19 protein-coding genes are annotated in these 26,931 nt (G+C 59.7%); 7 read left to right on the top strand and 12 right to left on the bottom strand.

Annotated features, from left to right (window positions below; all coding sequences use genetic code 11):
* Positions 1 to 29: 29 nt before the first annotated feature.
* Together ybiB and ACYVB2_RS09440 are read left to right on the top strand one after the other, a co-directional pair.
* Positions 30 to 935, top strand: a complete 906-nt coding sequence (ybiB, locus tag ACYVB2_RS09435; RefSeq protein ID WP_382432621.1) for a DNA-binding protein YbiB — start codon at positions 30 to 32, stop codon at positions 933 to 935.
* A gap of 179 nt (positions 936 to 1,114) precedes the next feature.
* Complete coding sequence (locus ACYVB2_RS09440; protein ID WP_382432619.1) at positions 1,115 to 1,888, top strand: diguanylate cyclase domain-containing protein; 774 nt, start codon at positions 1,115 to 1,117, stop codon at positions 1,886 to 1,888.
* 24 nt (positions 1,889 to 1,912) lie between these two features.
* Here ACYVB2_RS09440 and lldP read toward each other — a convergent pair whose 3' ends face one another.
* The 5 genes from lldP to ACYVB2_RS09465 form a co-directional block, all read right to left on the bottom strand.
* Positions 1,913 to 3,559, bottom strand: coding sequence for an L-lactate permease (gene lldP / locus ACYVB2_RS09445; RefSeq protein ID WP_460536312.1), 1,647 nt, complete (start codon positions 3,557 to 3,559; stop codon positions 1,913 to 1,915).
* A 51-nt stretch (positions 3,560 to 3,610) separates the two neighbouring features.
* Positions 3,611 to 6,391: an FAD-binding and (Fe-S)-binding domain-containing protein gene (locus ACYVB2_RS09450; protein WP_382432615.1), complete on the bottom strand. Its 2,781-nt coding sequence runs from the start codon at positions 6,389 to 6,391 to the stop codon at positions 3,611 to 3,613.
* A gap of 136 nt (positions 6,392 to 6,527) precedes the next feature.
* On the bottom strand, positions 6,528 to 7,964 hold the full coding sequence (locus ACYVB2_RS09455) for a LutB/LldF family L-lactate oxidation iron-sulfur protein (RefSeq protein WP_382432613.1): 1,437 nt from the start codon (positions 7,962 to 7,964) through the stop codon (positions 6,528 to 6,530).
* Positions 7,961 to 8,635, bottom strand: coding sequence for a LutC/YkgG family protein (locus ACYVB2_RS09460; RefSeq protein WP_382432611.1), 675 nt, complete (start codon positions 8,633 to 8,635; stop codon positions 7,961 to 7,963). The genes ACYVB2_RS09455 and ACYVB2_RS09460 overlap by 4 nt, the downstream gene beginning before the upstream one ends.
* Positions 8,632 to 9,453 carry a (Fe-S)-binding protein gene (locus ACYVB2_RS09465; RefSeq protein WP_382432609.1) on the bottom strand — a complete coding sequence of 274 codons (822 nt, stop codon included), beginning with the start codon at positions 9,451 to 9,453 and terminating at the stop codon, positions 8,632 to 8,634. The genes ACYVB2_RS09460 and ACYVB2_RS09465 overlap by 4 nt, the downstream gene beginning before the upstream one ends.
* 262 nt (positions 9,454 to 9,715) lie before the next feature.
* Between ACYVB2_RS09465 and ACYVB2_RS09470 the strand changes: the two genes are divergently transcribed.
* On the top strand, positions 9,716 to 10,498 hold the full coding sequence (locus tag ACYVB2_RS09470) for a GntR family transcriptional regulator (protein WP_460536317.1): 783 nt from the start codon (positions 9,716 to 9,718) through the stop codon (positions 10,496 to 10,498).
* An 81-nt stretch (positions 10,499 to 10,579) separates the two neighbouring features.
* Positions 10,580 to 11,830 carry a BaiN/RdsA family NAD(P)/FAD-dependent oxidoreductase gene (locus tag ACYVB2_RS09475; protein ID WP_382432605.1) on the top strand — a complete coding sequence of 417 codons (1,251 nt, stop codon included), beginning with the start codon at positions 10,580 to 10,582 and terminating at the stop codon, positions 11,828 to 11,830.
* Between the two features lies 1 nt (position 11,831).
* On the opposite strand, the gene uvrA is transcribed toward ACYVB2_RS09475, so the two are convergent.
* A complete protein-coding gene (gene uvrA, locus ACYVB2_RS09480) occupies positions 11,832 to 17,576 on the bottom strand; it encodes an excinuclease ABC subunit UvrA (RefSeq protein WP_382432603.1) in 5,745 nt (1,914 codons plus the stop codon).
* A gap of 260 nt (positions 17,577 to 17,836) precedes the next feature.
* Between uvrA and ACYVB2_RS09485 the strand changes: the two genes are divergently transcribed.
* The 3 genes from ACYVB2_RS09485 (at position 17,837) to ACYVB2_RS09495 (ending at position 21,151) form a co-directional block, all read left to right on the top strand.
* Positions 17,837 to 18,145, top strand: a complete 309-nt coding sequence (locus ACYVB2_RS09485; protein WP_382432601.1) for a DUF485 domain-containing protein — start codon at positions 17,837 to 17,839, stop codon at positions 18,143 to 18,145.
* Positions 18,142 to 19,869: a cation acetate symporter gene (locus ACYVB2_RS09490; protein ID WP_460536322.1), complete on the top strand. Its 1,728-nt coding sequence runs from the start codon at positions 18,142 to 18,144 to the stop codon at positions 19,867 to 19,869. The genes ACYVB2_RS09485 and ACYVB2_RS09490 overlap by 4 nt, the downstream gene beginning before the upstream one ends.
* Positions 19,870 to 19,993: 124 nt before the next feature.
* Positions 19,994 to 21,151 carry a hypothetical protein gene (locus ACYVB2_RS09495; protein ID WP_460536325.1) on the top strand — a complete coding sequence of 386 codons (1,158 nt, stop codon included), beginning with the start codon at positions 19,994 to 19,996 and terminating at the stop codon, positions 21,149 to 21,151.
* A gap of 25 nt (positions 21,152 to 21,176) precedes the next feature.
* Here the strand turns inward: ACYVB2_RS09495 and ACYVB2_RS09500 are convergent, their stop codons facing one another.
* Genes ACYVB2_RS09500 through ACYVB2_RS09525 form a run of 6 tightly spaced genes read right to left on the bottom strand, consistent with a single transcriptional unit; the run spans position 21,177 to position 26,926 of the window.
* Complete coding sequence (locus tag ACYVB2_RS09500; RefSeq protein WP_382432595.1) at positions 21,177 to 21,836, bottom strand: 3'-5' exonuclease; 660 nt, start codon at positions 21,834 to 21,836, stop codon at positions 21,177 to 21,179.
* Positions 21,833 to 23,653 carry a DUF294 nucleotidyltransferase-like domain-containing protein gene (locus ACYVB2_RS09505; RefSeq protein ID WP_382432593.1) on the bottom strand — a complete coding sequence of 607 codons (1,821 nt, stop codon included), beginning with the start codon at positions 23,651 to 23,653 and terminating at the stop codon, positions 21,833 to 21,835. The genes ACYVB2_RS09500 and ACYVB2_RS09505 overlap by 4 nt, the downstream gene beginning before the upstream one ends.
* A gap of 47 nt (positions 23,654 to 23,700) precedes the next feature.
* Positions 23,701 to 25,398, bottom strand: a complete 1,698-nt coding sequence (locus tag ACYVB2_RS09510) for a PepSY-associated TM helix domain-containing protein (RefSeq protein ID WP_382432591.1) — start codon at positions 25,396 to 25,398, stop codon at positions 23,701 to 23,703.
* Between the two features lie 19 nt (positions 25,399 to 25,417).
* Positions 25,418 to 25,711: a hypothetical protein gene (locus ACYVB2_RS09515; RefSeq protein WP_382432589.1), complete on the bottom strand. Its 294-nt coding sequence runs from the start codon at positions 25,709 to 25,711 to the stop codon at positions 25,418 to 25,420.
* A gap of 4 nt (positions 25,712 to 25,715) precedes the next feature.
* A complete protein-coding gene (locus ACYVB2_RS09520) occupies positions 25,716 to 25,985 on the bottom strand; it encodes a hypothetical protein (protein WP_382432587.1) in 270 nt (89 codons plus the stop codon).
* Positions 25,982 to 26,926 (bottom strand): alpha/beta hydrolase, encoded by a 945-nt coding sequence (locus ACYVB2_RS09525; RefSeq protein WP_382432585.1) that lies wholly within the window; start codon positions 26,924 to 26,926, stop codon positions 25,982 to 25,984. Before ACYVB2_RS09525 ends, ACYVB2_RS09520 begins: the two co-directional genes overlap by 4 nt.
* Positions 26,927 to 26,931 lie beyond the last annotated feature (5 nt).

The raw sequence follows: 26,931 nt of genomic DNA on the forward strand, positions 1-26,931 counted from the left end.
ACCTGCCTGATCCAGGCCAGAGAAACCTCATGGGCATAGGCCACTACATCAAAGAAATTGGGCGCGGCCCCCGCGGCGCCAAACCACTGACCCGCGAACAGGCCGCCGATTTATTCGCTCAGGTGCTCGACGGCACGGTGAGTGATCTAGAAATTGGCGCCTTTTGCTTGGCTATGCGCATCAAGAGTGAAACCCCCCAAGAGCTGGCCGGTTTTCTGGATGCTACCCACGCCCGATTGCCCCGGTGGCCCACCAGCACCCGACCGCTGGTGGTGCTGCCAAGCTACAACGGCGCCCGCAAGCTGCCGGTACTCACGCCCCTGTTGGCCTTGCTGTTGGCCCGCGAGGGGTTGCCCGTGCTGCTACACGGCATGCGCACCGAGGCGCGCCGGGTTTTAGCCTCCGAGGTTTTGCAGGCGCTGGGGGTTGCAGCCCTGACAAAACCAGAAGCCATTGCTGCGGGTCAAGTGGCGCATATTGACACTCACGATCTGCACCCCGGTCTGGCCCGCCTGCTGGCGGCACGCGAAGTGATTGGGCTGCGCAATCCCGGCCACAGCGTTGTCAAACTGATGAACCCCGGCGCCGAAGCCGCCTTGGTCGTCACCAGCTACACCCATCCTGAATACCTAGAGCGGCTGTGTGCCACCTTTACGCTGCTCCAGGCCAATGCGTTGCTCTCGCGCGGCCTAGAGGGCGAAGTGGCTGCTGACCCACGCCGCTGGCCCCGTTACGACGGCTTCGTGCAGGGGCAGCACTCCTTGCTGGAGGAGCAACAGGCAGGCACCGCCAGCGAGGTGCCGGGCTTGCCCACAGAAATTGACGTAGCCAGCACCACACGCTATACACAAGCGGTCATGCAAGGACGTTTGCCCGTGCCCACGGCATTGCAACGGCAGGTAGAACACATCCTGCATTTGGTAGCAAAAATGTGAATGTGGGCACAGGCCCAGTACGGGCTGTTGTCTCTGCGCTCTGGTGGCTTTGCGCTGACGCAAAAAGTCGCGCCTCGAAACCGCATGGAGGCATGAGGCCGAGCCGCCTGTGGCTATCATCGCGCAGATTCGCCTGCCACGGCAGCGCCAGGCCTTCCCTCACCACTGCCCAGGAACCTATGCCCACAGACCTGCCTTTTTCCGACGATGCAGCCCCCCATGCCCTGCTGCTGACCAAGCTGTTGACCGTGGCCGAACGCATTGCCCACCAAGGAGACATGCAGGCCGTGCCCGAACTGTTGGACATGGCCTCGGAACACCCAGAATCCCCCGAGCTGGCCGCTCTGGCCGAGGCCTTTGCCAAACTGGTCGTGCAGCATGAAGTCAAGGAGTTTGAGCTGCAATGCACCATTGACCACCTGCAACGCACCAAACAAGACTTGGAGTTGGCTAACTACGACCCCCTGACAGGGTTGGCCAACCGGGCCATTGCCCGCGACCGATTACAACAAGGCATGGAGCAGTCTAGACGCAGCAACTTGCCGCTGGCGGTGTTTTACATGGATCTAGACCGCTTCAAGTGGGTCAACGACAACATGGGCCATGCCGCCGGAGATGAGTTGCTGCGCCAAGTGTCGCAGCGCCTGCGCGATGCGGTACGCGCCGTAGACACCGTGGCCCGCTTGGGAGGTGACGAGTTTTTGTGCATCTTGCCCGATATGCTCACGGTGACTGATGCCCAGGCGCTGGCAGCACGCCTGGTGTACAGCTTGGCCCAGCCTTTTCCACTGGCAGCAGGCATTGCCTCAATTGGCACCAGCATTGGCATCGCGCTGTTTCCCGACCATGCCGACCATGTGGACGGCCTGATCGCCTGCGCTGATGCCGCGCTGTACCAAGCCAAGAATGCCGGGCGCAACGGCTGGCGACTGTACGAGCGGCCCAGTGCCTGAGCCTGAGCCTGAGCCTGATGAACCTTACGGAATCATCCAAGTAAACACATAGGCTTGCAGCGTGGTGATGATGCCCACCATCGTGGCAAAAATCAGGCTGTGCTTGACCGTAAAGCGGAACAAATCCGACTCTTTGCCCACCAAACCGACCGCAGCACAGGCCACGGCAATGGATTGGGGAGAGATCATCTTGCCCGTCACGCCGCCTGTGGTGTTGGCTGCCACCAGCAGGGTGTCTGACACGCCCACTTGGTGTGCGGTGGTGGCTTGCAATGAGCAAAACAGCGCATTAGACGAAGTATCCGACCCCGTCAGAAACACGCCCAGCCACCCCAAAAATGGCGAGAAAAACGGAAACAGCACCCCTGTGCCCGCCAGCAGCAGCGCCAAAGTAGCCGACAGACCGGAGTAATTGGCCACAAAGGCAAAGGCCAGCACCATACCAATCGAATAGATGGGGCGCTTGAGTTCAACCACGGTTTCCTTAAGCGCCTTGGCGGCATCACTGGTTTTCATGCCCAGCACTACCATGCTGATGAGGGCGGCAATGAAAATGGCGGTGCCGGTGGCCGACAAAATGTCGAGTTTATAGACCGCCACATAGGGTGTGGCCTTGGCCACAATTGGCTCCATCTTGATGACCAATTGATCAAGCATGGGCACCGGAAACTGGAACACCAGTGAATACAACTCCCCACCCTTGGCAAACAGGGCTTTGAACGGCTTGAGACTCCAGATCGTGACCATGACAGTCAGAATGACGAAGGGCGACCAAGCCTTGGCAATCTGACCAAAACTATGGTGGCTTTGCTGGTCGGCTGCGGTAGGTTGCTGGTTGTCAAAACGGAAAATGCGCTTGGGCTTCCAGTTTTTCAAGAACACCGTCAAGCAAATCAGGCTCACCAGCGCCGATGTGATGTCTGGCAGCTCTGGGCCAATGAAGTTAGCTGTCAGATATTGGGTGATGGCAAAACTCAGGCCAGCCACCAAAATAGCGGGCCAAGTCTCCTTGACGCCACGCCAGCCGTCCATCATGGCCACCAACCAGAAAGGCACAATCACCGACAACAGCGGCAATTGGCGGCCTGCCATCTGACCAATCTTGAACGGATCAATGCCCGTGACCTGACCACCCACAATGATCGGGATACCCATCGCGCCAAAGGCCACTGGGGCCGTATTGGCAATCAGGCACAGACCTGCCGCATAGAGTGGGTTAAAGCCCAGACCGACCAGCAAAGCGGCGGTAATGGCTACGGGAGCACCAAAACCAGCGGCACCTTCTAAAAAGGCACCAAAGGAAAAGCCCACCAACAGCATTTGCAAACGCTGGTCATCGGTGATCAACACCACCGAGGCCCGAATCACATCAAACTGCCCCGTCTTGACCGTGATTTTGTACAAAAACACCGCTGCAATGATGATCCACGCAATGGGCCACAAACCATACAGAAAACCATAGCCCGCCGAGGCCAGTGCCATCTGTACCGGCATTTTGTAGAAAAAGATGGCTACGGCCAACGAAATAGCCACGGTGATGGTGCCCGCGACATGGCCCTTCATGCGCAGCACCGCCAGCGCGATAAAGAAGAAGATGATCGGTAGCGCGGCGACCAGCGAGGACAACCAAAGGTTGCCCAGGGGGTCGTAGATTTGCGTCCAGGGTTGCATGGTGGTGTTTTCTCCTAGGGTGAGATACGGGTAAAAGTGGGTGAATCGGTATCAGCAGGTGGCAAGGCGGGTGGCCTCGGCACTGCACTCATCGAGCAAATGGACGATGGATCGGTAAGGCATGCCTGTGGCGTGGGTCAGGCCAATCTCACAGGTCTGGTTGCTGGAGTAGCCGCCGCAGCACCCGGTGGGCACCTCGGCATGCAGCTTGCGCAGGGCATGGGTGTTGAGTTCTGGCACTACAAAGCCCCGGTCGCCACCAAAACCACAGCACTTGACCTCGGCGGGCAATACCGTTTGGTGGGCACAGGTGGCAGCGAGTTGACGCAACTTGCCTTCCAAGCCCATGCGGCGGGCCGAACAGTTCAGATGGATCAGCACCGGCTCGGTCTTTTTGTGCAGCATCAGGCGGGGCAGGAGTGCATCGTGGGCAAACTCCACCAAGTCATAAACCTTCAGGCGCTCGGCCAAAAAGGTTTTCATGCGCAGTGAGCAGGCACTGGCGTCCAAAATGACCGGGTAAGCCCCGTTGTTGCTGGCCTTGAGCAAGGCGGCTTCCAATTCGGCGGCTTTGTCGTCGGCATCTTGCGCCAAGCCCTTGCTGGCAAAAGACTGGCCGCAGCACAGGCGGTTGACGTTGTCTGGCACGATGGGGGCGTAACCAGCACGCTCAAGTACCCGAATCACCGTGGCAGACAAAGCCTGCTCTGGGCTATCGGCACCCAACATGCGGCCTGCACAGGTGGGGAAATACACCACCTTGTCGCCTTGGGTGCGGGTGGCACGGCCCAGCGGCTGCGGGGTGGGCATGCCCTCTTTCCAAGCACCGCCCGTCAGGCGCGATAAGGCTTGCGTGCCCACCATAGCCTCGGCCCAATGGCCCGCCTTGAGCGCGGTGCGTGCCAACGCTTGGGTCGCCCCAAAATGATTCGCTGCCACATGGCCCAAGCTGCGGGCCACCCCCGAAAGCTGCTCACCACGCACCGCACGGGTCAGGGCACCGGTCTCTATCCCCACCGGGCAAGCCGTGGCGCACAGGCCACAGGTGGCACAGGTGTCTAGCCCCATGTAAAGGTAATCTTGGCCCAATGCACCCGGAGCCTCGCCTGCGGCCTCGCGGCGCGACAGCTCGCGCCAGCCGACGATGCGTTGGCGTGGCGACAGTGTCAGCCCGTGCGAGGGGCATTGCGGCTCACAAAAACCGCACTCAATGCAACGGTCTACTGCGGCATACAGTTGCCCAGCCGCGGGCATGGGCTTGAGGTGCTGCAAGTGGGCTTGCGCATCACTGTTGATGATGACGCCGGGGTTGAGCAGCCCTTCGGGGTCAAAAAGCTGCTTAATCTCTTGCATCAGGGCATAGGCTTGAGCGCCCCACTCCAGCTCCACAAACGGGGCCATGTTGCGGCCTGTGCCATGCTCGGCCTTGAGCGAGGCATCGTATTTGCGCACCAGCGTGTGGCACAAGTCGTCCATGAAAGCGGCATAGCGGGCCACTTCGGCCTCAATGCCAAAGTCTTGCGTGAAGACAAAATGCACATTGCCTTCGAGCGCATGGCCAAAGATGATGGCCTCGTGGTAGCCATGCCGGGCAAAGAGCTGTTGCAAATCGCGGCAGCAAGCGGCCAAATCGGCCACCGCCACGGCCACATCCTCAATAATGACGGTGGTGCCCGGCTTGCGCACTGCCCCCACCGCCGGAAAGGTGCCTTTTCGCACATTCCACAGCCGCTCCATTTCTGCCGGGTTGGTGGTAAAGGTTGGGGTCTCAACCAACGGATAGGCCGCCAACTCTTGCAACACGGCATCCATGCGCTGTTGCAAATCTGCCGCCGAGGGCGCACGGGTTTCGATCAACAGGGCCGTGGCCCCCTCGGGCAAAGTAGCCAACAGGGGCGGCATTCCTGGCTTGTCGGCCACGCAGCGCAATGAGGCCCGGTCGAGCAGCTCCACGGCATCTACGGGCCGCGCCTTGAGGCCGATCACGGCGCGGCAGGCACTTTCCATGTCGTGAAAGAAGGCCAACACACTGGCTTTGTGTGCGTGCTCCAGCACTGTGTAGTAAGTAATGCGTGAGATAAAGCCCAGCGTGCCCTCCGAGCCAATCATCAAGTGGGCCAAAATAGCTACCGGGTCGTGGTAATCGACCAAGGCATTCAGGCTGTAGCCGGTGGTGTTCTTGATCTTGTATTTGGCACGGATACGTGCGCTCAAGGCCGCATCGGCCCGCACCCCAGCGGCCAGCTCGTCCAGCCGTTCCAACAAAGTGCGGTGGCTTTGGCGGAAAGTAGCCACACTGTGGGCATCGCCGGTGTCCAGCACCGTGCCATCGGCCAGCATCACGCGCAAAGCCGCCAGCGTGTGGTAGCTGTTCTGTGCCGTGCCGCAGCACATACCCGAGCTGTTGTTGGCGGCCATGCCGCCAATCTTGGCGGCGTTGATGGAGGCCGGATCGGGGCCAATCTTGCGCCCCAGCGGTGCCAAACGGCGGTTGACTTCTGCGCCCACGATGGCCGGTCCCAGCTGCACGGTGGCACCATCGGGGCTGATTTGGCAGGTAGCCAGCCCCTCGCCCAACAACACCAGCACGCCATCCGTGACCGCCTGACCGCACAGGCTGGTGCCTGCCGCACGAAAAGTCACCGGGCGCTGATTGCTTCGGGCGATGTCCATCACCGCGCGCACTTCGTCCTCGGTTTGCACCACCGTGACCACCTCGGGTATCAAACGGTAAAAACTGCCATCGGTGCCATAGGCCAGGCGGCGCAGTTCGTCGGTGATTACGCGCTCGGCGGGCAGGCGCTGGCGCAGGGCATTGATCAGCGTGGACACAGGGGGGCTCCTCCCGGCAAAGGGATTGATCGGGTTACAGGAAAAAAGTCGGCCCGCTCCTGTCTGCAAACAGGAGGAGCACAACGCCTTATGCGTTCAGGGCAGGGGGGCTAGGGGGGCGGCGGTAAGGCGGGCGTCATCGTCGCTCGTGGAGTCTGTCTCTGAGCCTGCGGGGTGCCGGTTGCAAAGGGGTACGCGCTGCTGTCCAACCACTTTGCTGGCGGGGCGTTAAAGCACGAAACCGAGTAGCCAACCAAGTGAGGGCACGGTAAGCGGTGGGGCGGCTATAGATGCGCGCCCACATCTGCCACATCCAGCTGACCTTCGGGTCGTAGCCCGCGCCTTGGCCCACCATGGCGGGCTGGGCGTGGGGAGCACTTTGGGCTTCGCTGCGCAGGCGGATCAAAAGCTCCGGAATGGGGATCTTGACCGGGCAAACCTCACCGCAGGCACCGCACAGGCTAGAGGCCGTGGGCAGCAAGTGGGTTTGCTCCAACCCCATCATGTGGGGTGAGATGATCTTGCCGATGGGGCCGGGGTAGGTGGTGCCATAAGCATGGCCGCCAATGCGGGTGTACACCGGGCAGTGGTTCATACAGGCACCGCAGCGGATACATTGCAACGTTTTGCGCAGTTGCTCATCGGCATAGGCTTGGCTGCGGCCATTGTCCAGCAGCACCAGATGTACTTCTTCGGGGCCGTCTTGCTCGCCGGGGCGGCGCGGGCCAGAGATCAAATTGAAATAGGTGGACACCGCCTGCCCGGTGGCCGAGCGCGTCAAGATCGAATACAGCGGTGCCACATGCTCTAGCTTTTCGACAATTTTCTCAATGCCAGTGATGGCAATATGCACCTTGGGCACGGTGGTACACATACGGCCATTGCCTTCGTTCTCTACCAGGCACAGGGTGCCGGTTTCGGCCACTGCAAAGTTGACGCCCGACAGGCCAATTTCTGCCTGCTCAAACTTTTCGCGCAGCACACGGCGGCCAATCTGGATCAGCGTGTCTACGTTGTCGGTGTAATCCACGCCCGGAATCTTCTCGGCAAACAGCTTGGCAATTTGCAGCTTGGTTTGGTGGATGGCGGGCATGATGATGTGCGAAGGCTTCTCGCCGGCCAATTGCACGATGTATTCGCCCATGTCCGATTCCAACGCACCAATGCCTGCGGCTTCCATGGCGTGGTTGAACTCGATCTCTTCGCTCACCATCGACTTGCCCTTCACAATCAGCTTGGCTGCGTGTTGGCGAGCAATGCCCAGCATGATGGCGTTGGCTGCTGCGGGGGTTTCGGCCCAATGCACTGTCACGCCGTTGCGCGTCAGGTTGGCTTCTAGCTGCTCCAGCAGGTCGGGCAGTTTGGACAAGCTGTATTGGCGAATGCGCTCGGACAGGCTGCGCAACGACTCCAACTCAGCCGGGTCAGGAAACTGCGCCGCCCGCTTGGCCATCAGAAAATCCATGGCCCCCCGAAAACTCTGGCGCAGGTGTGGGTCATTGACCGCGCTGTGCATACGCTCGCGCAGGGCTTGGGCCGAAACAAAAGCGATAGGCTGGGGTTGGGTGCTCATGGCGCCTCTCCTTCGGTGTGGGTGACGATCACCACCAGCTCTTTGGGGCCGTGGGCACCATAGGCCAAGGTTTGCTGGATATCGGCCGTTTTGGAAGGGCCAGAAATCAACAGGGCGTTGGTGGGCAGGCCCGCCGCCCAGCACTCGTTAACCAAGGCATCGAAGAAGGTCGGGTGGATGGTGCGCGCATCCAGCAGCGCAAAGTGGATGGGCGGCACCAGCGACAAAGTGCGCGGCTCCGCCTCCGACGCCCAAACGATCAGACTGCCCGTTTCGGCAATGGCGCCACGGGCTTGGGTAAATCCAGCATCCACACGGTGGAACAGATCGGCTTTCAATGTTTCAAACTGGCCCGCCCACGGGCGCAGCGTGGTTTGCCCCAAACCATCCGTTTGCAAGCGGCGGCCTGCGGGGGTGTCGGCACCATAGATCAGCGTGCCCACTTGCTTTTGTGCGCACAACCGGGCCAAAAGGTCAGGCCAATCGGCCTCGGTGCTCAGGTGGACTTGGGCTTGAAAACCCTCGATACCTGCACGAAAGCGCACCAGCCGTTGCGCAACAGATTCGCCACGGGCACGGGGAGCGTAATGGGCTTTCAGATCGGGCAGAGCATGGGGCTGCTCTGGCCGGTGGGCGCGCAGCTTGGCCAAAATGCGGTCGCGCGCGCTCATCGCTGCTCTCCGGCAGGCTGACCGCCCAAGCGGCGCAGCAAAAAGGTAGCCAAATGCTCGCCCAACAAGGCGGGCTTGCTGCCACTGGTGTGCTGCTGTTGCCATGCGGCGTGCCGGGTAATGTTGAGCATACAGCCGCAATCGGCCGTCACCATCTGCTGTGCGCCAGTGGCCTGTAGGGCGGCCACCTTGTCACTGACCATCGCGGTGGACACATCGGGGTGCTTGAGCGAGAAGGTACCACCAAAACCACAACATTCAGACTCGTGGTCGTGGTGGGCCAAGGTCACATTGCCCAGCCGTGCCAACAGTTCACGGCCAGCCAGATGGGTGCCCATCTCACGGCGGGCAGAGCACGAGGTATGCAGGGTGACGGTGGTGGCCGGGCCTTGATCGGGACGATTGAACCCCACCACATGGAGCAGGAACTCGGCCAGCTCATAAGTGCGTGCGGCAATGGCCTGCGCCTTGGCTTGGAGGACTGGATCATCGGCCACCACCTTTTCCCAGTGCCAGCGGATCATGCCCCCGCAAGAGCCTGATGGCACCACGATGGGATAGTCATCTGGAAACAAATCCAACTGCGATGCCACTACCTGCCGCGCCTCGCCCGGAAAGCCACTGGTAAACGCCGGTTGGCCGCAGCAGGTCTGATTCTCCGGAAAAATCACCCGGATGCCCTCCTGCTCCAGCAGGGCAATGGCGTCCAGCCCAGCCTCGGGCACAAACATGTCGACCAGACAGGTGCCATAAAAATACACCGCCTGCGGGCGGGATGGATAACTGCGCGCAGACGCGCCGGTTGCGGGATGACTCATCTGTGCTCCTGTCCGGGTGGCCCCCCGGTGTGTATCGCGTCACGCAGATACTGTGTCTCTTGCTTGGTAAATTGGCAAGACCAATTGACTGTGTGCAGCAAAATTTACCTAGGAACGCTAGCGAAGTCAATCCATTGCGCCTGCAATCCCTGTAATTTATGGAAAAAATAAGGGTAAACCTGTAGTGAAAGCCAGTTTTTTGCTACATACTCCCGAAAGAGAACATTAAAATTTTGGTCAGACCAATTTCTTCATACTCTTTATGGCTACTGGCAAGCTTGTCGTGCAGCGACTCTCGGACACCATCGTTCACGAACTAGAACGCCGCATCTTGGACGGTGCCTTGAAGCCCGGTGACCGCCTTCCACCAGAGCGTGAGTTGGCGGTGGAGTTGGGCGTCTCCCGCCCCTCATTGCGCGAGGCGATTCAAAAACTGGTGTCTAAAGGGATGCTGTTCAGCCGCCAAGGCGGTGGCACCTATGTCACCGACCAACCCGAGGCTGGTTTTACCGACCCTTGGCACAACATGCTGGCCCAGCACCCCAAGCTCCAAGACGATTTGCTGGAGTTTCGAGGTATGTTGGAAAAAGAAGCTGCACGTTTGGCCGCACGTCGGGCTACCGATGCCGACCGGCAACGCATTGGCGAAGCCTATGCCCGCGTCGATGCCCTGTTTGCCCAAGGCACCTCTACCGCCGTGTTGGCACAACAGGTCAAGGCCGACCTGGCCTTCCACCAAGCTGTGGCCGAAGCGGCCCACAATGTGATGATTGGTCACCTCACGGCCAGCCTGCTCAAAGTGATTAACGACCACATTGACCGCAACCTGCGCCACCTGCGCCGCAATGAAGAAGACTGGTGCCGCCTGCGTGAACAGCACCGTGCTGTGTGGGAAGCCATCCGCGATGCCGACCCCACTGCTGCCGTGCAAGCGGTAGAAGGCCATATCGCCTTTGTCCATGAAAGCATGAAAGCCCGTGCGCTGCATGAAGAGCGCGAACACCGGGCGCGGGTGCGTGGGTTAGGCGGAGATACCGAAGGGTAAAAGCACACCCACCCAGCCCCCTGCCATCAGCTAACCTCGCGCCCCTTACCACCTTGTTTATCTTTGGCCTTGGAGCACCTTTTGAGCCTTACCTTTGACGCCATCATCCTTGGGGCCGGTGCCGCCGGTCTGTTTTGTGCGGCCCAAGCAGGCCAGCGCGGCCTCAAGGTGCTGCTGATTGACCACGCCGAGCGCGTGGGCGAGAAAATCCGCATCTCTGGCGGTGGGCGCTGCAACTTTACCAACCGCGATTTGGATGTGCGTGCGCCGCACAAGCATTTTGTCGGGCAAAACCCACAGTTTTGCCGCTCGGCGCTGTCACGCTATACGCCGCAAGACTTTATCGCGCTGCTGCAAAAACACGGCATTCCCTTCCATGAGAAGCACAAAGGCCAATTGTTTTGCGACCGCTCGGCGGAAGACATCATCCAGATGCTGCTGGCCGAGTGCGCTGCTGGGCAGGTGCAACGCTGGCAACCCTGCAAGGTGCAAAAAATCGGTTTTGTCGCGACAGAATCTGGCGGCAGCTACCAGCTCGACACCAGCCAAGGCGTGGTGCAAGCCCCCAGCTTGGTGGTGGCTACGGGCGGACTGTCCATTCCCAAAATTGGCGCGACCGATCTGGGCTACCGGCTGGCACAGCAATTCAACATTCCGCTGGTCGAGCGCCACCCCGGCTTGGTGCCGCTGACCTTTGATGGCACGGATTGGGCACCCTACGCCCAATTGTCTGGGTTGGCCTTGCCGGTGAGCATCAGCACCGGCAGCAAAAAGAACCTGATGGCATTTGACGAAGATTTGCTCTTTACCCACCGGGGCTTGTCTGGCCCGGCGGTGTTGCAAATTTCCAGCTATTGGCAACAGGGCACGCCGCTATCACTCAATTTAGCCCCCACGGTCGATTTGCCCACTGCATTGGCACAGGCCAAGCTGCGCTCTCGCAAGCTGATTGCCAATGAGTTGGCGACGCTGGTGCCCAGCCGTTTGGCCGATGCTTGGGCCAGCCAAGAGGCCGATTGGCAGCGCCCCATCGCCGAAGCCTCTGATAAGGCCTTGGCCCGGCTGGCCGAGCGCCTGAGCCGCTGGCAACTCACCCCCACCGGCACCGAAGGCTACAAGAAGGCCGAAGTCACGCTGGGTGGCATCGACACCAAAGCCCTATCGCAACAAACCATGGAGGCCAAAGCGCAACCGGGGCTGTATTTTGTGGGCGAGGTGGTGGACATTACCGGCTGGTTGGGGGGCTACAACTTTCAATGGGCTTGGGCCAGCGCCTTTGCTTGCGCGCAAGGGCTGGCCGAGCGGGCGCAAGCCTTGGCCGCTACAGCCTGAGTTACACCCCAGAGCGTGCCAACACCGGGGCCAGTGCCTTCCCGGTGTGCGTACCGGCCCGCACCAGTGCTTCTGGCGTACCGGCTGCCACAATGCAGCCCCCCGCAGCGCCACCTTCTGGCCCCAAGTCCAGCACCCAATCGGCCTCGGCAATCACATCCAAGTCGTGTTCAATCACCAACACGCTGTGGCCACCGTCCACCAGCCGATGCAACACCCGAATCAGCCGATCCACATCGGCCATGTGCAGGCCCACGGTAGGTTCATCCAACACATACAAGGTGTGCGCGGCTTTTTGCCCGCGGCGTGTGATGTCATCGCGCACCTTGGTCAGCTCAGTCACCAGTTTGATGCGCTGGGCCTCACCACCGCTCAGGGTGGGGCTGGGCTGGCCCAAGGTCAGGTAGCCTAAGCCCACGTCTTGCAACAGTTGCAACGGGTGGGCAATCACTGGCATGGAGGCAAAAAAGCCCACGGCTTCGTCCACTTCCATGTTCAGCACCTCGCCGATGTGTTTGCCGCGCCAAGTCACTGCCAAGGTTTCGGGGTTGAAGCGCGCGCCGTGGCAAACCTCGCAGGGCACTTTCACATCGGGCAGAAAGCTCATGGCAATAGTACGGATGCCCGCCCCTTCGCAATGCGGGCAGCGGCCCGCGCCGGTATTAAAGCTAAAGCGCCCTGCACTGTAGCCACGCGCTTGGGCCTCTAGCGTTTGGGCAAACAGTTGCCGGATGTTGTCCCAAAAACCGATATAGGTGGCTGGACAGGAACGCGGGGTTTTGCCAATCGGGGTTTGATCGACTTCTAACACCCGCGCAATGCTCTCAAAGCCTTGCAGGCCGGTGCAACCGTGCAAGGGCGGGGCTTGGCCTGCGTCCATCGCTTGCCGTCCGGCCTGCGTGCTGCGCTGTTGCACCCATGCAGCCACATTGGTCAACAAGACATCACGCGCCAAGGTGGATTTGCCCGAGCCACTCACCCCCGTGACGGCCACCAGCCGGTGCAAGGGTACACGGGCCGTGACTTGCTGCAAGTTGTGCAACTGTGCCCCCTGCACCGTGAGCCAAGCCGTGTCTGCCGCATCGGTGGCCCGCCGGGCTTGCAAGGGGTGCTGCATGGCGTGCAACAGATAGCGGCCAGTTTGCGAATGGGGGGCTGCCGTCAGGTCGGCCACACTGCCTTGGGCTACCAACTGCCCACCACGCTGGCCCGCACCGGGGCCAATGTCGATCAGGTGTTCGGCCCGGCGGATGGTGTCTTCATCGTGTTCTACGACGACCAAGGTGTTGCCTTGGTCGCCCAATTTTTGCAGGGCGTTGAGCAGGATATGGTTGTCGCGTGGGTGCAAGCCAATGGTGGGCTCGTCCAACACATAGCACACCCCTTGCAGGTTGCTGCCCAATTGCGCTGCCAGCCGAATGCGTTGCGCCTCGCCGCCCGACAGCGTGGGCGCGCCCCGGTCGAGCGTCAGGTAGCCCAAGCCCACTTCTTGCAGAAATTGCAAACGGCTGCGGATTTCGGGAATCAAATCGCGTGCAATGCCTGCTTCGCGCTCACTCAAAGCCAGCTGGTTGAGCCAGTGCTGGATTTGCCCTATCGGCCAGCGAGCCACTTCGGTGATGCTGTGGCCGCCAAAGCGCACTGCGCGGGCCGTGGCGTTCAAGCGCGTGCCCTCGCAATGCGGGCAGGGGGTATCGGCGACTTCGTCGATGTCTGGCTCGGCAAAGGTTTGCTCGCGGCCTTTGTCTTTGTCGTCGCGCACCGAGTCGTCCAAGGCCTTGCGCTGCGCGGCAGTCAAGGCCACGCCCGTGCCGACGCAATGCGGACACCAACCATGCTTGCTGTTGTAGCTGAACAATGCGGGCTGCAATTCGGCATAGCTGGTGGCACAGACCGGGCAAGCCCGCAGGGTCGAATAGACCTGCAAGCGCCCAATGCCCGCGGTGCTACTGCCGGTTTGCATGGCCTCGCGCAATCCGTGTAAATTGCTCAAAACCTGCACCACGCCTTTGCCATGCTCTAGCGCCTTCGCCAAACCGGCGCGTAACAGGGCTTCTTGTTCTGGCAACACCTCCAAACTGAGGATAGGCAATTCAATCGAGTGCTCTTTGAAGCGGTCCAAACGTGGAAAGCCCGTGGTGGGCAAGAACTCGCCATCCACGCGCAGATGGGTGTGGCCGCGCTGGCGTGCCCAGTCGGCCAGTTCGGTATAAACGCCCTTGCGGTTCACCACCAGCGGGGCCAAGAGGCCAATCTGCTGGCCGCGAAACTCCGTCAGCCACTGGGCGGCAATGCGGTCAATGCTTTGTGGTTGCACTGGCGCATCGTCGTGGATGCAATGCTGCACCCCCAGCTTCACATACAGCAGGCGCAGAAAATGCCACACTTCGGTGGCCGTGCCCACGGTGGATTTGCGCCCGCCGCGTGACAGGCGCTGCTCAATCGCTACCGTGGGGGCAATGCCATACACCGCATCCACTTCGGGCCGCCCTGCCGGTTGCACCATGCTGCGGGCGTAGGCATTGAGCGATTCCAAATAACGGCGCTGGCCCTCGTTGAACAAAATATCAAACGCCAATGTGGATTTGCCCGAGCCGCTCACGCCCGTAATCACATTGAAGCGCCCGCGTGGAATCTCCACCGACAAGCCTTTCAAATTGTGTTCTTTGGCATTGACGATTTGGATGCACTCGGACATGGCGGGCGCATTGCTGGCGCTGGCCGGTGTGTCCCAATGGGCCCGTGGCTCTTGCACATTCAAAGGCGACACGCCCAACGCCTGCGCGTAGTCGCGCAAGGCTGCGCCGGTGTGGGACGTGGGGTGTTGGCGCAAGTCGTGCGGAGTGCCTTCTGCCACCATGCAGCCGCCACCCTCGCCGCCTTCGGGGCCAAGGTCTATCAGCCAGTCGCTGGCGCGAATCACATCCAAATTGTGTTCAATCACCACCAGCGAATGCCCCGCATCGACCAACTGGCGCAGCGCGCGCATCAGCTTGGCAATATCGTCAAAATGCAGGCCGGTGGTCGGTTCATCCAATAAGAACAAAGTGCCCTTGCGCGCCAGCGGTTGGCGCGACTTGCTGGCCGTGCGCCCCGCTTCGGCCAAATGGCCTGCCAGTTTGAGTCGTTGCGCCTCCCCACCCGATAGCGTAGGCACGGGCTGGCCCAAACGGATGTATTCCAGCCCCACATCCAACAGCGGGCGCAGGCCAGCCATTACGGCATGGTCTTGGGCAAACAGCACGGCGGCTTCGCTCACGGTCAGTTCCAACACCTGCGCTACGTTCAGGGTGCGCGTTTCCCACGCGTCAGCATCCGAGTCGGAAGTTTGCGGCTGGGTGCGTTCGATACACACTTCCAGAATTTCGGGCCGATAACGCTGGCCGTGGCAATCCGGGCAGCGCAAATAGACATCGCTCAAGAACTGCATTTCCACATGCTCAAAGCCCGAGCCACCACAGGTAGGGCAGCGCCCATCGCCACTGTTAAAACTGAACTTGGCGGCGGTGTAGCCACGCTGGCGTGCTACCGGCGTGCAGGCAAACAATTCACGGATGGCATCCCAAGCACCCACATAGCTGACCGGATTGGAGCGTGCCGTTTTGCCAATGGGTGATTGATCGACAAACACCACGGCGCTCAGATGTTCGGCCCCCAACAGCCGGTCGTGGATTCCGGGGGCTTCGGTGGCGAGCCCAAAATGGCGCATCAAGGCTGGGGCCAGCACATTTTGAATCAAGGTGGATTTGCCGGAGCCACTCACCCCCGTGACCGTGACCAAGCGTTGCAGTGGAAAGCCCACCGTCAAATTTTGCAAATTGTGCGCGCGCACCCCTTCCAGCAGCAGGCGCGGTGTGGCCTCGCTTACGGGGCGCTGAAAGCCCATGCCAATGTGCTTGCGCCCGCCCAAATAGTGGCCGGTCAGGGTATCGGCATGGCGCAGGGCATCGGTGCTGCCATCAAACACAATCTGGCCGCCCCGTTCACCTGGGCCTGGCCCCATATCGATGATGCGGTCGGCAGCCAGCATGGCGGCGGGGTCATGCTCTACCACCACCAGCGTGTTGCCCGCATCGCGCAGCCGCAACATGGCTTGGGTGATGCGGTGCATATCACGCGGGTGCAGGCCAATGCTAGGCTCATCCAACACAAACAAGGTGTTCACCAAGGACGTGCCCAGCGCCGTGGTCAGGTTGATGCGTTGTACTTCGCCGCCGCTCAAGGTGCGGCTTTGCCGGTCTAGTGTCAGGTAGCCAATGCCAACATCGCATAGGTATTGGAGCCGGGTGCTAATCTCGGTGTGCAATAAGCGCAAGGCTTGGGCATCGCTGCCTTGGCCGCTGCTGTCTAACCCGGCAAAAAATTGGCGCAAGCGGGCAATGGGCAGCCGCATCAAATCGTGCAGGCACAGGCCGGGCAGGGCTTCGAGTTGGGCGCGGCTCCACGCTACGCCCACCGGCATAAAGCGTTGCGCTGGCGGCAACACCGCATCGGCCTCTGCTTGGCTGCCGATGCGCCAGAGCAGGCTTTCGGTTTTCAGGCGCGCGCCAGCGCAGTGTGGGCATTCGGTGTAGCTGCGGTATTTGGACAGCAGCACCCGGATGTGCATTTTGTAGGCTTTGCTCTCTAAATAATCAAAAAAGCGTTGAATGCCATACCACTGCTGGTTCCATTGGCCGTTCCAACGGGGCGAGCCTTGCAGCACCCACTGCTGCTGCTCTGGCGTGAGCAAATTCCACGGTGTGTCGCGTGGGATGCCTTCGGCCTCGGCATGGCGCATCAGGTCGTCTTGGGCTTCTTTCCACGCCGGGGTTTGAATCACCTTGATACAGCCTTCGCGCAGCGTGCGCTTGCCATCGGGAATCACCAATCCCCAATCGACCCCAATCACGCGGCCAAAGCCCCGGCAGGTTTCGCACGCCCCCACCGCCGAGTTGAAGGAGAATGCCGATGGCAGTGGCTCGCTGTAGCGCAGGTCGCTGTCTGGGCAATGCAGGCCGGTAGAAAAACGCCAAGTTTCGGGGGCCGCTTCTGGCCCTTCGTGCAGCACCAACACCTGCAAGCGCCCGCTGCCGCGTTGCAAGGCCAGTTCAATCGCTTCGATGGCGCGGGCTTTTTCTACCTTGCCAATACGAAAGCGGTCGGCCACCACGTCCAGCACTTGGCGCGGCCCGCTGGGGGTATCGATGCTGCGCTGTGCCTGCACTTTGGTAAAGCCGCTGGCCAACAGCCATTGTTGGAGCTGCTCCGGGCTGGTATCGGCAGGCAGCTCTACGGCAAAGGTCAGTACCAACCGGGGGTCGGTGGTGGCACAGCGGTGCTGCAATTCGGCATAGATGCTTTCGGGGCTGTCGTGGCGCACCGGCTGCGCGGTTTGGCGGTCAAACAATCGACCACAACGCGCCAGCAGCAGCTTGAGGTGGTCGTTCAGCTCAGTCATGGTGCCCACGGTGGAGCGCGAACTGCGTACCGGATTGGTCTGGTCGATGGCAATGGCCGGTGGCACGCCCTCTATCGCATCCACAGCCGGTTTGTCCATGCGCTCCAAAAACTGGCGGGCATAGGCGCTAAAGGTTTCCACATAGCGGCGTTGGCCCTCGGCATACAGGGTATCAAACACCAAACTGGACTTGCCCGAACCGCTGGGGCCAGTGACCACGGTCAGCTCCCCGGTACGAATATCCAAATCAAGGTTTTGCAGATTGTGCTGACGGGCGCCACGAATGCGAATCAGGCCATCGCTCATCGAGAATCTTTCGGAAAAAGGAAAAGCCAAAAAATCCTAGGATGGTGCCCTAAGCCAGCAAAAGCAGCAGCCAAAGGTGTGTTGACAGGGTAGAACCTAGGGTAATTACCAACGGGTTTTCCCCAAGCAAATCAAATACTTAAATGACAGTTTTGAGCGATTTTCGTAAGGAGTTGGTCAGACGGCATTTGCAGAATGGGCCGATGCCTTAAAGCCCCTAGGGTTTTATTGCTTTCATCCATTTCTGAGGAGACGACGCAATGAGCGATTCGGTGGTAGACAAGATACAGCGCCATCCCAAATACTTAGAGTTGCAAGCCAAGCGCAACGGCCTAGGTGTCACCCTGACCATTATGATGATGATCGTGTACTACGGCTTCATCGCTTTGGTCGCCTTCAACAAGCCCTTCTTGGCCCAACCTATCGGTGCGGGTGTTACCTCGATTGGTATTCCTATCGGCATGGGCGTGATCGTTTTCACTATTGCCATCACTGGCTACTATGTCAATCGCGCCAACGGTGAGTTTGACCGCCTGACCCAAGAAATCCTGAAGGACGCTGCCAAATGAAGTCTCGTGTGCAATTGTTGGGCGCTCTGATGGCGCTATTGGCTGCCGGGGGCGCTTACGCCGCTGGCGGTGATGTGGGCCAAGCGGCCAAACAGGCCACCAACTGGACGGCCATCATCATGTTCGGCATCTTTGTGGCCGGCACCTTGTATATCACCAAATGGGCTGCTGCCAAGACCAAATCGGCGGCTGACTTCTATACCGGCGGTGGTGGCATCACGGGCTTCCAAAACGGTTTGGCCATTGCGGGCGACTACACGTCTGCCGCTTCCTTCTTGGGTATTTCGGCTGCGGTGATGGCTTCGGGCTTTGACGGCCTGATTTACTCGCTGGGCTTCTTGGTGGGCTGGCCCATCATCACCTTCCTGATGGCCGAGCGCCTGCGTAACTTGGGCAAGTTCACCTTTGCCGACGTGGCCGGTTATCGCTTCCAACAAACCCCCATCCGCGCCTTTGCTGCTTCTGGCACGCTGGTGGTGGTGGCCTTCTACCTGATCGCCCAAATGGTGGGTGCAGGTCAGCTGATCAAACTGCTGTTCGGTCTGGAATACTGGATGGCTGTGGTCATCGTGGGTGTGCTGATGATGGTGTACGTGCTGTTTGGCGGCATGACAGCCACCACTTGGGTGCAGATCATCAAGGCCGTGCTGCTGCTGTCGGGCGTGACCTTCATGGCCTTCATGGTGCTGGCCCAGTTTGGTTTCAGCCCCGAAGCACTGTTTGCCAAGGGTGTGGAAGTGCGTGCTGGTATTGCTGCCAACTCAGGCAAAACCCCTGAAGAGGCTGCCAAGGCTGGTTTGGCCATCATGGGCCCCGGTGGCTTCATCAAAGACCCCATCTCTGCCATTTCCTTCGGTATGGCCCTGATGTTCGGTACCGCTGGTCTGCCCCACATCCTGATGCGCTTCTTTACCGTGCCTGATGCCAAAGAAGCCCGTAAATCCGTGCTGTGGGCCACCACTTGGATTGGCTACTTCTACGTCCTGATCTTCATCATCGGTTTCGGCGCTATCACTTTGGTGCTGACCAACCCCGAGTACGCCGATACCGCCAAGGGCGTGATCCACGGCGGTGCAGGTACGGCCAACATGGCTGCGGTGCTGGTGGCCAAGTCGGTCGGTGGCAACGTGTTCTTCGGCTTTATCTCGGCTGTGGCCTTCGCTACCATTCTGGCTGTGGTGGCTGGCTTGACCTTGTCGGGCGCTTCTGCTGTGTCGCACGACCTGTACGCTACCGTCATCAAGAAGGGCAATGCCGACAGCGCATCCGAGCTGAAGGTTTCCCGCATGACCACCTTGGCTCTGGGCGTGATTGCTGTGGTGCTGGGTATTGCGTTTGAAAAGCAAAACATCGCCTTCATGGTGTCGCTGGCTTTCGCGATTGCTGCTTCGGCCAACTTCCCCGTGTTGTTCATGTCGGTGCTGTGGAAAGACTGCACCACCAAGGGTGCTGTGATCGGTGGCTTCTTGGGCCTGATCTCCTCTGTGGCCCTGACTGTGGTGTCGCCCTCGGTGTGGGAAGCCACGCTGGGCAATCCTAAGGGTTCGGCTCTGTTCCCCTACAGCTCGCCTGCTCTGTTCTCCATGACCATCGGCTTCTTGGGTGTTTGGTTGTTCTCTGTCATGGACAAGAGCGCCAATGCCGCCCGTGAACGTGCTGCCTTCCCCGCACAAAAAGTGCGTTCGGAAACCGGCCTGGGTGCCTCGGGTGCTTCTGGCCACTGAGCGTTGGGCCTGATAAGGGCGCTGTTGTTCTACAGTGGCGCCTTCCCCTGACAAAAACCGGGCCATCAGGCCCGGTTTTTTTATTGTCCCGCGGCACACTGCCCCCTGCATCAAGGAGACTCGATTGAAAGTGCTTGCGTGTATTCCTGCCGCTTTGCTTTGCACGGCTTGGTTGGTCACTATTCCGTCCAGCCAAGCTGGCACAACAGCCACCACTGTGCCGTATGCAGGCACCTGGAAAGGGAGCATTGGCCCACACAACGTCATGGTGTGCCTGTCTCCCCAAACGGCCCAGTATTACTCCCTTCAACAGCGGCGCGGTCTATGGCTAGAAGCCAAGGCCACCGGCCAAAGCAGCGAAGATGCGCTGGCCCAAGCCTTGCAAACAGGGCAACTGACCCTGACAGAACAAGTACGTGATGCAGGCAGCATTGAACTACGGCCCTTGGCCCATTGGCAACTGGAGCCCAATGCCCAAGGGGGGCTGCATGGCATCTGGCGTGACCTGACAGGACAGAAAAAACCGCCCATCCAGCTCACGCGCCTGCCCGCAGTGGCGGGGCGCCAGCAGGAAGACAGCGCCGCCTGTGGTGCCCAGTTTTATGCCCCCATTCAGGCCGCCCACACAGTGCAATCACACCCCCGGCAATACCAAGGGCGCAGCTATCAAGAATTGCGCACGCCCATTGCCCGTGCCTTGCAACTCCCCGGCAACAGCTCTGGCGTTGCGGCTTTCAATGCCTATGCGCGCCAATGGCTGGGTGAACAAGCCATACAAGATTACGAATGCACACGCATGGGCGGCAGCACTTGGGAGAGCACCCTAGAGCTGGTGTTCTGGACAGATACCACTTTGGTGTTGCGTGACTTTACGCCAGAGCTGTATTGCGGTGGTGCCCACGGCTTTTCCTCCGTCTCTCATCTGACATGGAATTTAGAGACCGGCCTGCCCACGGTGGTTTGGGATTGGCTCCAAGGGGGTGCCAAGGCGGCAGCTCCCCAACACACCCCCTCAGGAGAAGCCATACGCACCCCTCTGCGGGCGCTGCTGGAAAAGCATGACCCCCGCAACACCCCCGGAGACGATTGTGCCGAAGACTCCGAACACATGGAGATTGCCCAGCCCTATCCAACCCCGCAAGGACTGGTGTTTGAGACCCTGCATCCACATGCCATGCGGGCTTGCAACGACAGCATCACCCTGGCTTGGCGCCAATTGCAGCCCCTGCTAACACCCACAGGCAAGACGGCCATGCAACATTGGCGCAAAACCAACCGCTAGCACAGCGGGCCAGCACCAAGCCCATTTATGCGCTGGCCCCTAACTGGCGCAACTTGATAAAAGCCAGCGCAGCCATCACAGCATCATTGAGCGCATCGTGCGCATCGCGCCGGGGCAGCTGCAAATCGGTCATCAGGGTATCAAAGCGCAAATCAATATCGGCGTTCTCTTGCTGCCGATAGGGTGGAAGCTGGCGGAACTTGTAGTCGTAGTAAAGCGCAGACACCTCTACCTGGGGTTGTGGCAGACCTGTCCCCAACAACGGCCGCACCGCCCGATTGAGCATGGCTACATCAAACTCCAAAAAATAACCCACCAACGGACGACTGCCAATAAAGTGCAACAGCTCATGCATGGCTTGGGCCAAGGGCAGTCCTTGGGCCACATCGCGTTCACGCAGGCGGTGAATACGCACACTCTCCGCAGACACCCCTTTATCGGGGCGCACCAACAACTCTAGGCGCTGGCTGCTCAAGATGCGCTGGCCTGCAATGCGCACCGCCCCAATAGAGATGATCTCATCGCTGCGCACGTTCAGTCCGGTGGTTTCACAGTCGAGCGAGACCCACTCATCGGCAGGAGGGGCGTCCCAAAGAAAACGGTACTGTGGATCGCTGAGTTGGCGCAACTGCCATTGGCGTTGCCATTGCTGCAACCAGCGCCGGGGAGCCGGGGCCATGCTCATAGGGCATCCAATCGAAAACGCTGGTGCAACAGTGCCTTGAAGCGTTTGACCACCGACAGGGTGTCTTTGAGCAAATCGCGCTCCAGGCTGCTCAAATGCTCGGGCGTCACATCGCCACTGACGCAATGGCCGGTGTCCAACTCGGCCAACCCCGCCTTGAGGCGCAACCCCATCAAAAAGAACAGACTTTCGCTCAACTCGGCCCCTTGACTGGCACTGAGCGTGCCATCGGCCACCAAGGCCGAGATGCGCTCAGCGGTACTGGTGTGGACAATGCGCCGGGCCAAGGCCAAGCTGCGTACCCCATGCACAATAGGAAAGATGCCTTCCTTTTTCAGGTTCAGGCCACGCGCGCTGTGGCCGTTGCCCAACAGACGCGCCCACCAACTGGCATGGTGACCAAAAGACTCCACCACTGCGGCAAAACGGCCCAGCAGGGCATCGTTGTCAATGGCCAACTCCATCAGCCGAGCACGCACCTCGTCCAACAAACGGGCGTCACCAGCCACGGCATGGGCATCCATGAAGATAGCCAAATGCATCGGGCTATCGGCATCGGGCAACAAGAGCCATTGGCGCACCTTTTGCGCCCACATACTCACCGAATCACGCCAAGCAGAATTGCTCACCATGATGTAGCCTGGGCATTCTGGATAACCAAAACGAATCAATGCCTGAGAAAACCGCTGGCAAATGGCGTCTAACTCTGCTGGCGGGGTGTAGCCATCGCGCAAGATCAAGCCGTTGTCTTGGTCGGTCTTGAGCAGTTGTTCGCCCCGGCCCTCACTGCCCATCACAAACAGACAACTGTTGCTCACCAAATCTGGCGGTGCGAGCATCTGCCATGCACGCTCAAACAGCCGGGCATTGAGTTGCTGCACCAAGGTAGCCATTAAACGAATACGGGTGCCCCCCCGGTAGAGCAAGGCCACCAACCGTGTGATCTGTGCAGCAGCCTGCTCCAGTGCTGCCAAATCGGGGGCTTGTTCAATCTGCACCGTAATCAGGTGCGAGTGGTTAGCCAAGAAGCTGAACATGTCCAGCGCCTCGAGAATGCCATGGATTTTTCCCTGTTCATCCACCACCACCAGTCTATGGACACGGCTGCGCAACAACAAGGCCATGGCATCGCCCAACTGATCGCCAGGGCGTATCGTGACGACTGGACTGCTAGCAAACTCACCCACAGTCAGTTCGTGGAGCGGGCGGCCATCCAACACGGCCCGCTGCAAGGTGGTGTTGCTGAAAATGCCCAACTGCCCACCGGGCAAGTCTGTGACCAACACACTGTTGGTGCGCTGTGCCTGAAACAAATGCACCACAGAGATGATGTCGGTCTGCGCATCTACCGTGTGGGCTGGGCGCAGATAGGTCGCATCCACCCGTGCCAAGGTGAGCGACTGCAACTCGTGCTCATCGCCCCGTTGTGCCAAGGTGTTGAGCTTGTGCCCAATATCGGAAAACAACAAGGCACCAAAGGTGGCGTTGCGGGCAATCAGTTCATTCACGGCCTCATGGGTGAGCTGGTAAGCCACCACCTCTTCGGCAGCCACAAACCGGCTGCTAACACGCCCAGCCACCAAGCCCCGACCATCAAAAGTATCATCGGGGCCGTAAGTTGCCAACACCTCCTCGCTTTCACTCTGCGTGACATAGCCCTTGATGATGATGAACAGGTGCGTGGGTACGGCCCCCACATCCAGCACCACTGCACCCTCCGGGAAATAGGCAATATCCACACTCTTGCGTACCAGCCCCTGCTCTTCGGGGTTCAGGCAGTCAAACGGTGAAGCGGAAAAATTGAAGGCATTGGGCATAGAGCCCATTCAACCCGGTGGGCCTTGCAAAAGGCTTGCACCTGGCATCAGGGTTTTCCAGTGCGCTCGCCCATTGCATCAACCACCTGTGCCTGCCTTGGCACTGGGGCTGTGCTGCCTTGCGGCCCCCATGTCCGACCCGTAGACCATACGCTGTCTGATGCTCCCGTGTACACACGCTGCGCCGTGCTTTTTGCCATACTGCCCAATACGACAGCACCGACCAAGGCCGTGATATCCACACCAAGGCTGGCAATGGAGTGGTGCGCCCAAAGCCCTGAAGCGGGCATGCACCATGCCAACAGGGTCGTCAGGGGGATAGCCAGTGTCAGTAGCGAGGCCAGCCAAAGCAAATGCACAGCGGCCCGGCCTGCGCCCTGCCAACATGCCCAAGCAATGCAGCCCCCAAAGGCGGTGTAATACATGCCAGCCAGCCACGGATTGGCATCTCCTAGCAGCACATGCAGCCATTTGCTGCCCACCATTGCCAATGAAACACCACTGACACACCCCAAAGACACCCCGACCGTCACGGCAGCCATCAGTCGCGTATCGAGCCGCTGCATGGGCACACTGGGGCTCTGGCGTCCTTGCCTCTTGCGTCGGCTTTCCACCCACAGAAGGTTGCCACTGTAAAAAAGCCAAGCCCCTGCCAACCCCAGTAAAAAATACAACCACTGCACTGCTACGCCACCAAATGCGGCCATGTGCAGCGCAAAGAAGCTGCTGATAAAAAGGTTGGCTGTATTTTGGGCACCCGGCAGAAAATCGGTGTTCAGAATCTTGCCACTGTAGGGGTCTATCGCCAAAAACCCCCCTCGGGCTCGGGGTGACACAGCCGAAGGATCTTTGCCCCAAACACGCACCACGGCCCGTGCCCCCGTTACCTGCTGGTATTGCAGCAAAGATGGCTCAAACCCTGGGGCCGATTGGCGTGCGGTATAGAGCAAATCCTCGGGTGACAGCATCAGGGCTGGGTTTTTGCCTGGCACAGGATGCGGCGGTGCCGTGGAAGGTCGCTGAAATGCTGTAGCCCATCGGCCATCGTGCAACAGCTTGTCTTGAACAAAGTAAATACCGTCGTGGTAGGCAAACACGATGGCCGTCAGCACCATGACCAAATGAAAGGGCAAACTCACAATGCCCACCACATTGTGGGCATCAAGCCACATGCGTTTGAGGTTCTTGCCTATCCGCAAAGCAAAGAAATCCTTGACCAAGGATGGCATCAAAACCACCACCCCAGACACCAGCGCCAGCGCATACAGAACAGCCACCCCACCCATCAACCAACGGTTGGGATCACTATCCACGGGCAATCCCACAACCCGGTGGAGCACATCTATCAAAGAGGCCAATTGCGAAGGCTGCGAGGCCGCCACCTGCACCTGGCCCTGCGCATCCAGCGTGGCAACATAGTGCCGCGCTTGGGTGTCATCATGGTCGTCTGCCTGCGGATCGCGCACCTGCCAGCCCATGCGTGCCGGGACATGCTCGGCATCTTGGAGGTAAATACTAAAGTCCTTGGCCACTTCAGGGTGGGCCTCCAAGGTCTGGAGGATCAATGACTGGGTTTGGGCCAACGGCACCCAGCGCACCTGCTGGGGTGGAGTCGCCCAGCGGGTCAAGGGCTCTTTGAAAATGGTGAGGGCACCGGCATAGAAGGCAATGAACAAAGCCAACCCAGACAGAATGCCTGTCCAAGTATGAACCGATTTGTAAATGCGGACAAAATCGCTTCTCATGGTGATGGGATACAGAGCTTCAAAACAGACGCCATAGAGCTAACGTGCCCGATGCCAGCAATGCCACACTGCCCAGCCAACACCAAGCGCGGATGCCGCTAGAAAAGAAATACACGCCAGCCAATACCCCCAAGGCAATCGGCGCAAACATCCACATCGCCAACTGCCCACGGACAGCCAACGGCATGTCTGGATGGAGGTAAGAAAACCAGCCGCTGCCAGCCAATCCCAGCACCACGCCCCACACGATGCCCGCCAATGTTTTGGACAGCCAGTCCCGCTGAATGGGGAGATCTTTCTGCTTGTGCGTCATGTCATCACTTACGGCCAAGGTGGGCCAATGCACCCACATACGGCAGTGCAACAAAGACCCACATCAAGGTGGTACACAGCACAAAAAAGGCCGTTAACCCGTGCATGGCTTGCAGCAAACTACTCCAACCTAACAACAGCAAAAAAACACCCACACTGTGGGCTGGAAGCCTAGGCCATGACACCGCACACCAACTCTGGTGGGGAGATGCCAGATAAATGCCAACGCAACCGGATGCAATGGCCAGCAAGCCTATGACAATAAAAAAGGTCATGGTGTGGCTGCTACCGAGTGGGACGGAGCTTGCTCCATGAAAAACTGCATGCCACGCGTCATGGCGGGCAACCATGCGGGGCCGTGGTTTTCGCCAGCCAATTCGTAATAGACCGTGTTGGCATCACTCCAGCCCGGCAACTCGCGCAATTGGTGCGCCAAATGGCGCGCTGGCATCACCATAGGCCGTTGGGCCCACAAGGCCCGCACCTCTGGTGGATAGTTTCCTTTGGGTGGATCGTCCTCCAAGGTACCCACACTGATCTGCACCCGTGGCCTTGCGGCGCTGCGCACCAGATTCGGCCACCCAGCCAAAACCCGTTTGTCTTGCCACCAAATAGATGGGCTAGACAACAAATAGGTGCTGAAACTGGTGGGGCGGGTCAACAACGCGTGCAATGCCAACAATCCCCCAAAAGAATGACCAAACAATGCCTGCCGCTGGCTGTCGATGGGGTAGCGGGCGGCCACCATAGGTTTGACTTCTCGGTCGATGAAATCCAGAAAATGGTCAGCTCCCCCTTCGGTGGCTGGGGGGTGTGGGCTCTGGGCACCGGGGGTGTAGTCTCGTTGGCGTGCAGCCACATCAAAATCACGATCGCCAGGGTAGCCAATGCCCACCACCAAAGGGGGCTGGTGGCCAGTCACATCACGGCGGCTAGCCACACTGCGTGCCAAAAAGGCTGCCACCGGAAAGGCGGCATTGCCATCCAACACATAGAGCACCGGATAGCCTTGCTTGGGTGCTGGCGCATCTGGCACCGACATCAAAATACGGTAGGGGTATCCGGTAGTGCGCGCCCGAATGTCCAGCTGCTGTGCCGCAGTCAATGCCACCGTGGCCCAACCACTGTCCACGGCTTGCGCATGGGCAGGCAAAGACATCAGGATGCCCCACACCAGGCTGCTGCACAGCAGCCCTAAATTGTGCAATCGGCGCATCGGCG

The sequence above is a fragment of the Giesbergeria giesbergeri genome, assembly GCF_054779375.1.

What these genes read in the sequence shown, in the direction of transcription:
- ACYVB2_RS09510 (WP_382432591.1), bottom strand. Translation starts at nt 25,398, where the DNA reads ATGAGAAGCGATTTTGTCCGCATTTACAAATCGGTTCATACTTGGACA.
- ACYVB2_RS09465 (WP_382432609.1), bottom strand. Translation starts at nt 9,453, where the DNA reads ATGAGTCATCCCGCAACCGGCGCGTCTGCGCGCAGTTATCCATCCCGC.
- ACYVB2_RS09455 (WP_382432613.1), bottom strand. Translation starts at nt 7,964, where the DNA reads ATGAGCACCCAACCCCAGCCTATCGCTTTTGTTTCGGCCCAAGCCCTG.
- ACYVB2_RS09525 (WP_382432585.1), bottom strand. Translation starts at nt 26,926, where the DNA reads ATGCGCCGATTGCACAATTTAGGGCTGCTGTGCAGCAGCCTGGTGTGG.
- ACYVB2_RS09505 (WP_382432593.1), bottom strand. Translation starts at nt 23,653, where the DNA reads ATGCCCAATGCCTTCAATTTTTCCGCTTCACCGTTTGACTGCCTGAAC.
- ACYVB2_RS09440 (WP_382432619.1), top strand. Translation starts at nt 1,115, where the DNA reads ATGCCCACAGACCTGCCTTTTTCCGACGATGCAGCCCCCCATGCCCTG.
- ACYVB2_RS09470 (WP_460536317.1), top strand. Translation starts at nt 9,716, where the DNA reads ATGGCTACTGGCAAGCTTGTCGTGCAGCGACTCTCGGACACCATCGTT.
- ACYVB2_RS09520 (WP_382432587.1), bottom strand. Translation starts at nt 25,985, where the DNA reads ATGACCTTTTTTATTGTCATAGGCTTGCTGGCCATTGCATCCGGTTGC.
- ACYVB2_RS09485 (WP_382432601.1), top strand. Translation starts at nt 17,837, where the DNA reads ATGAGCGATTCGGTGGTAGACAAGATACAGCGCCATCCCAAATACTTA.
- uvrA (WP_382432603.1), bottom strand. Translation starts at nt 17,576, where the DNA reads ATGAGCGATGGCCTGATTCGCATTCGTGGCGCCCGTCAGCACAATCTG.
- ACYVB2_RS09515 (WP_382432589.1), bottom strand. Translation starts at nt 25,711, where the DNA reads ATGACGCACAAGCAGAAAGATCTCCCCATTCAGCGGGACTGGCTGTCC.
- ybiB (WP_382432621.1), top strand. Translation starts at nt 30, where the DNA reads ATGGGCATAGGCCACTACATCAAAGAAATTGGGCGCGGCCCCCGCGGC.
- ACYVB2_RS09490 (WP_460536322.1), top strand. Translation starts at nt 18,142, where the DNA reads ATGAAGTCTCGTGTGCAATTGTTGGGCGCTCTGATGGCGCTATTGGCT.
- ACYVB2_RS09460 (WP_382432611.1), bottom strand. Translation starts at nt 8,635, where the DNA reads ATGAGCGCGCGCGACCGCATTTTGGCCAAGCTGCGCGCCCACCGGCCA.
- lldP (WP_460536312.1), bottom strand. Translation starts at nt 3,559, where the DNA reads ATGCAACCCTGGACGCAAATCTACGACCCCCTGGGCAACCTTTGGTTG.
- ACYVB2_RS09500 (WP_382432595.1), bottom strand. Translation starts at nt 21,836, where the DNA reads ATGAGCATGGCCCCGGCTCCCCGGCGCTGGTTGCAGCAATGGCAACGC.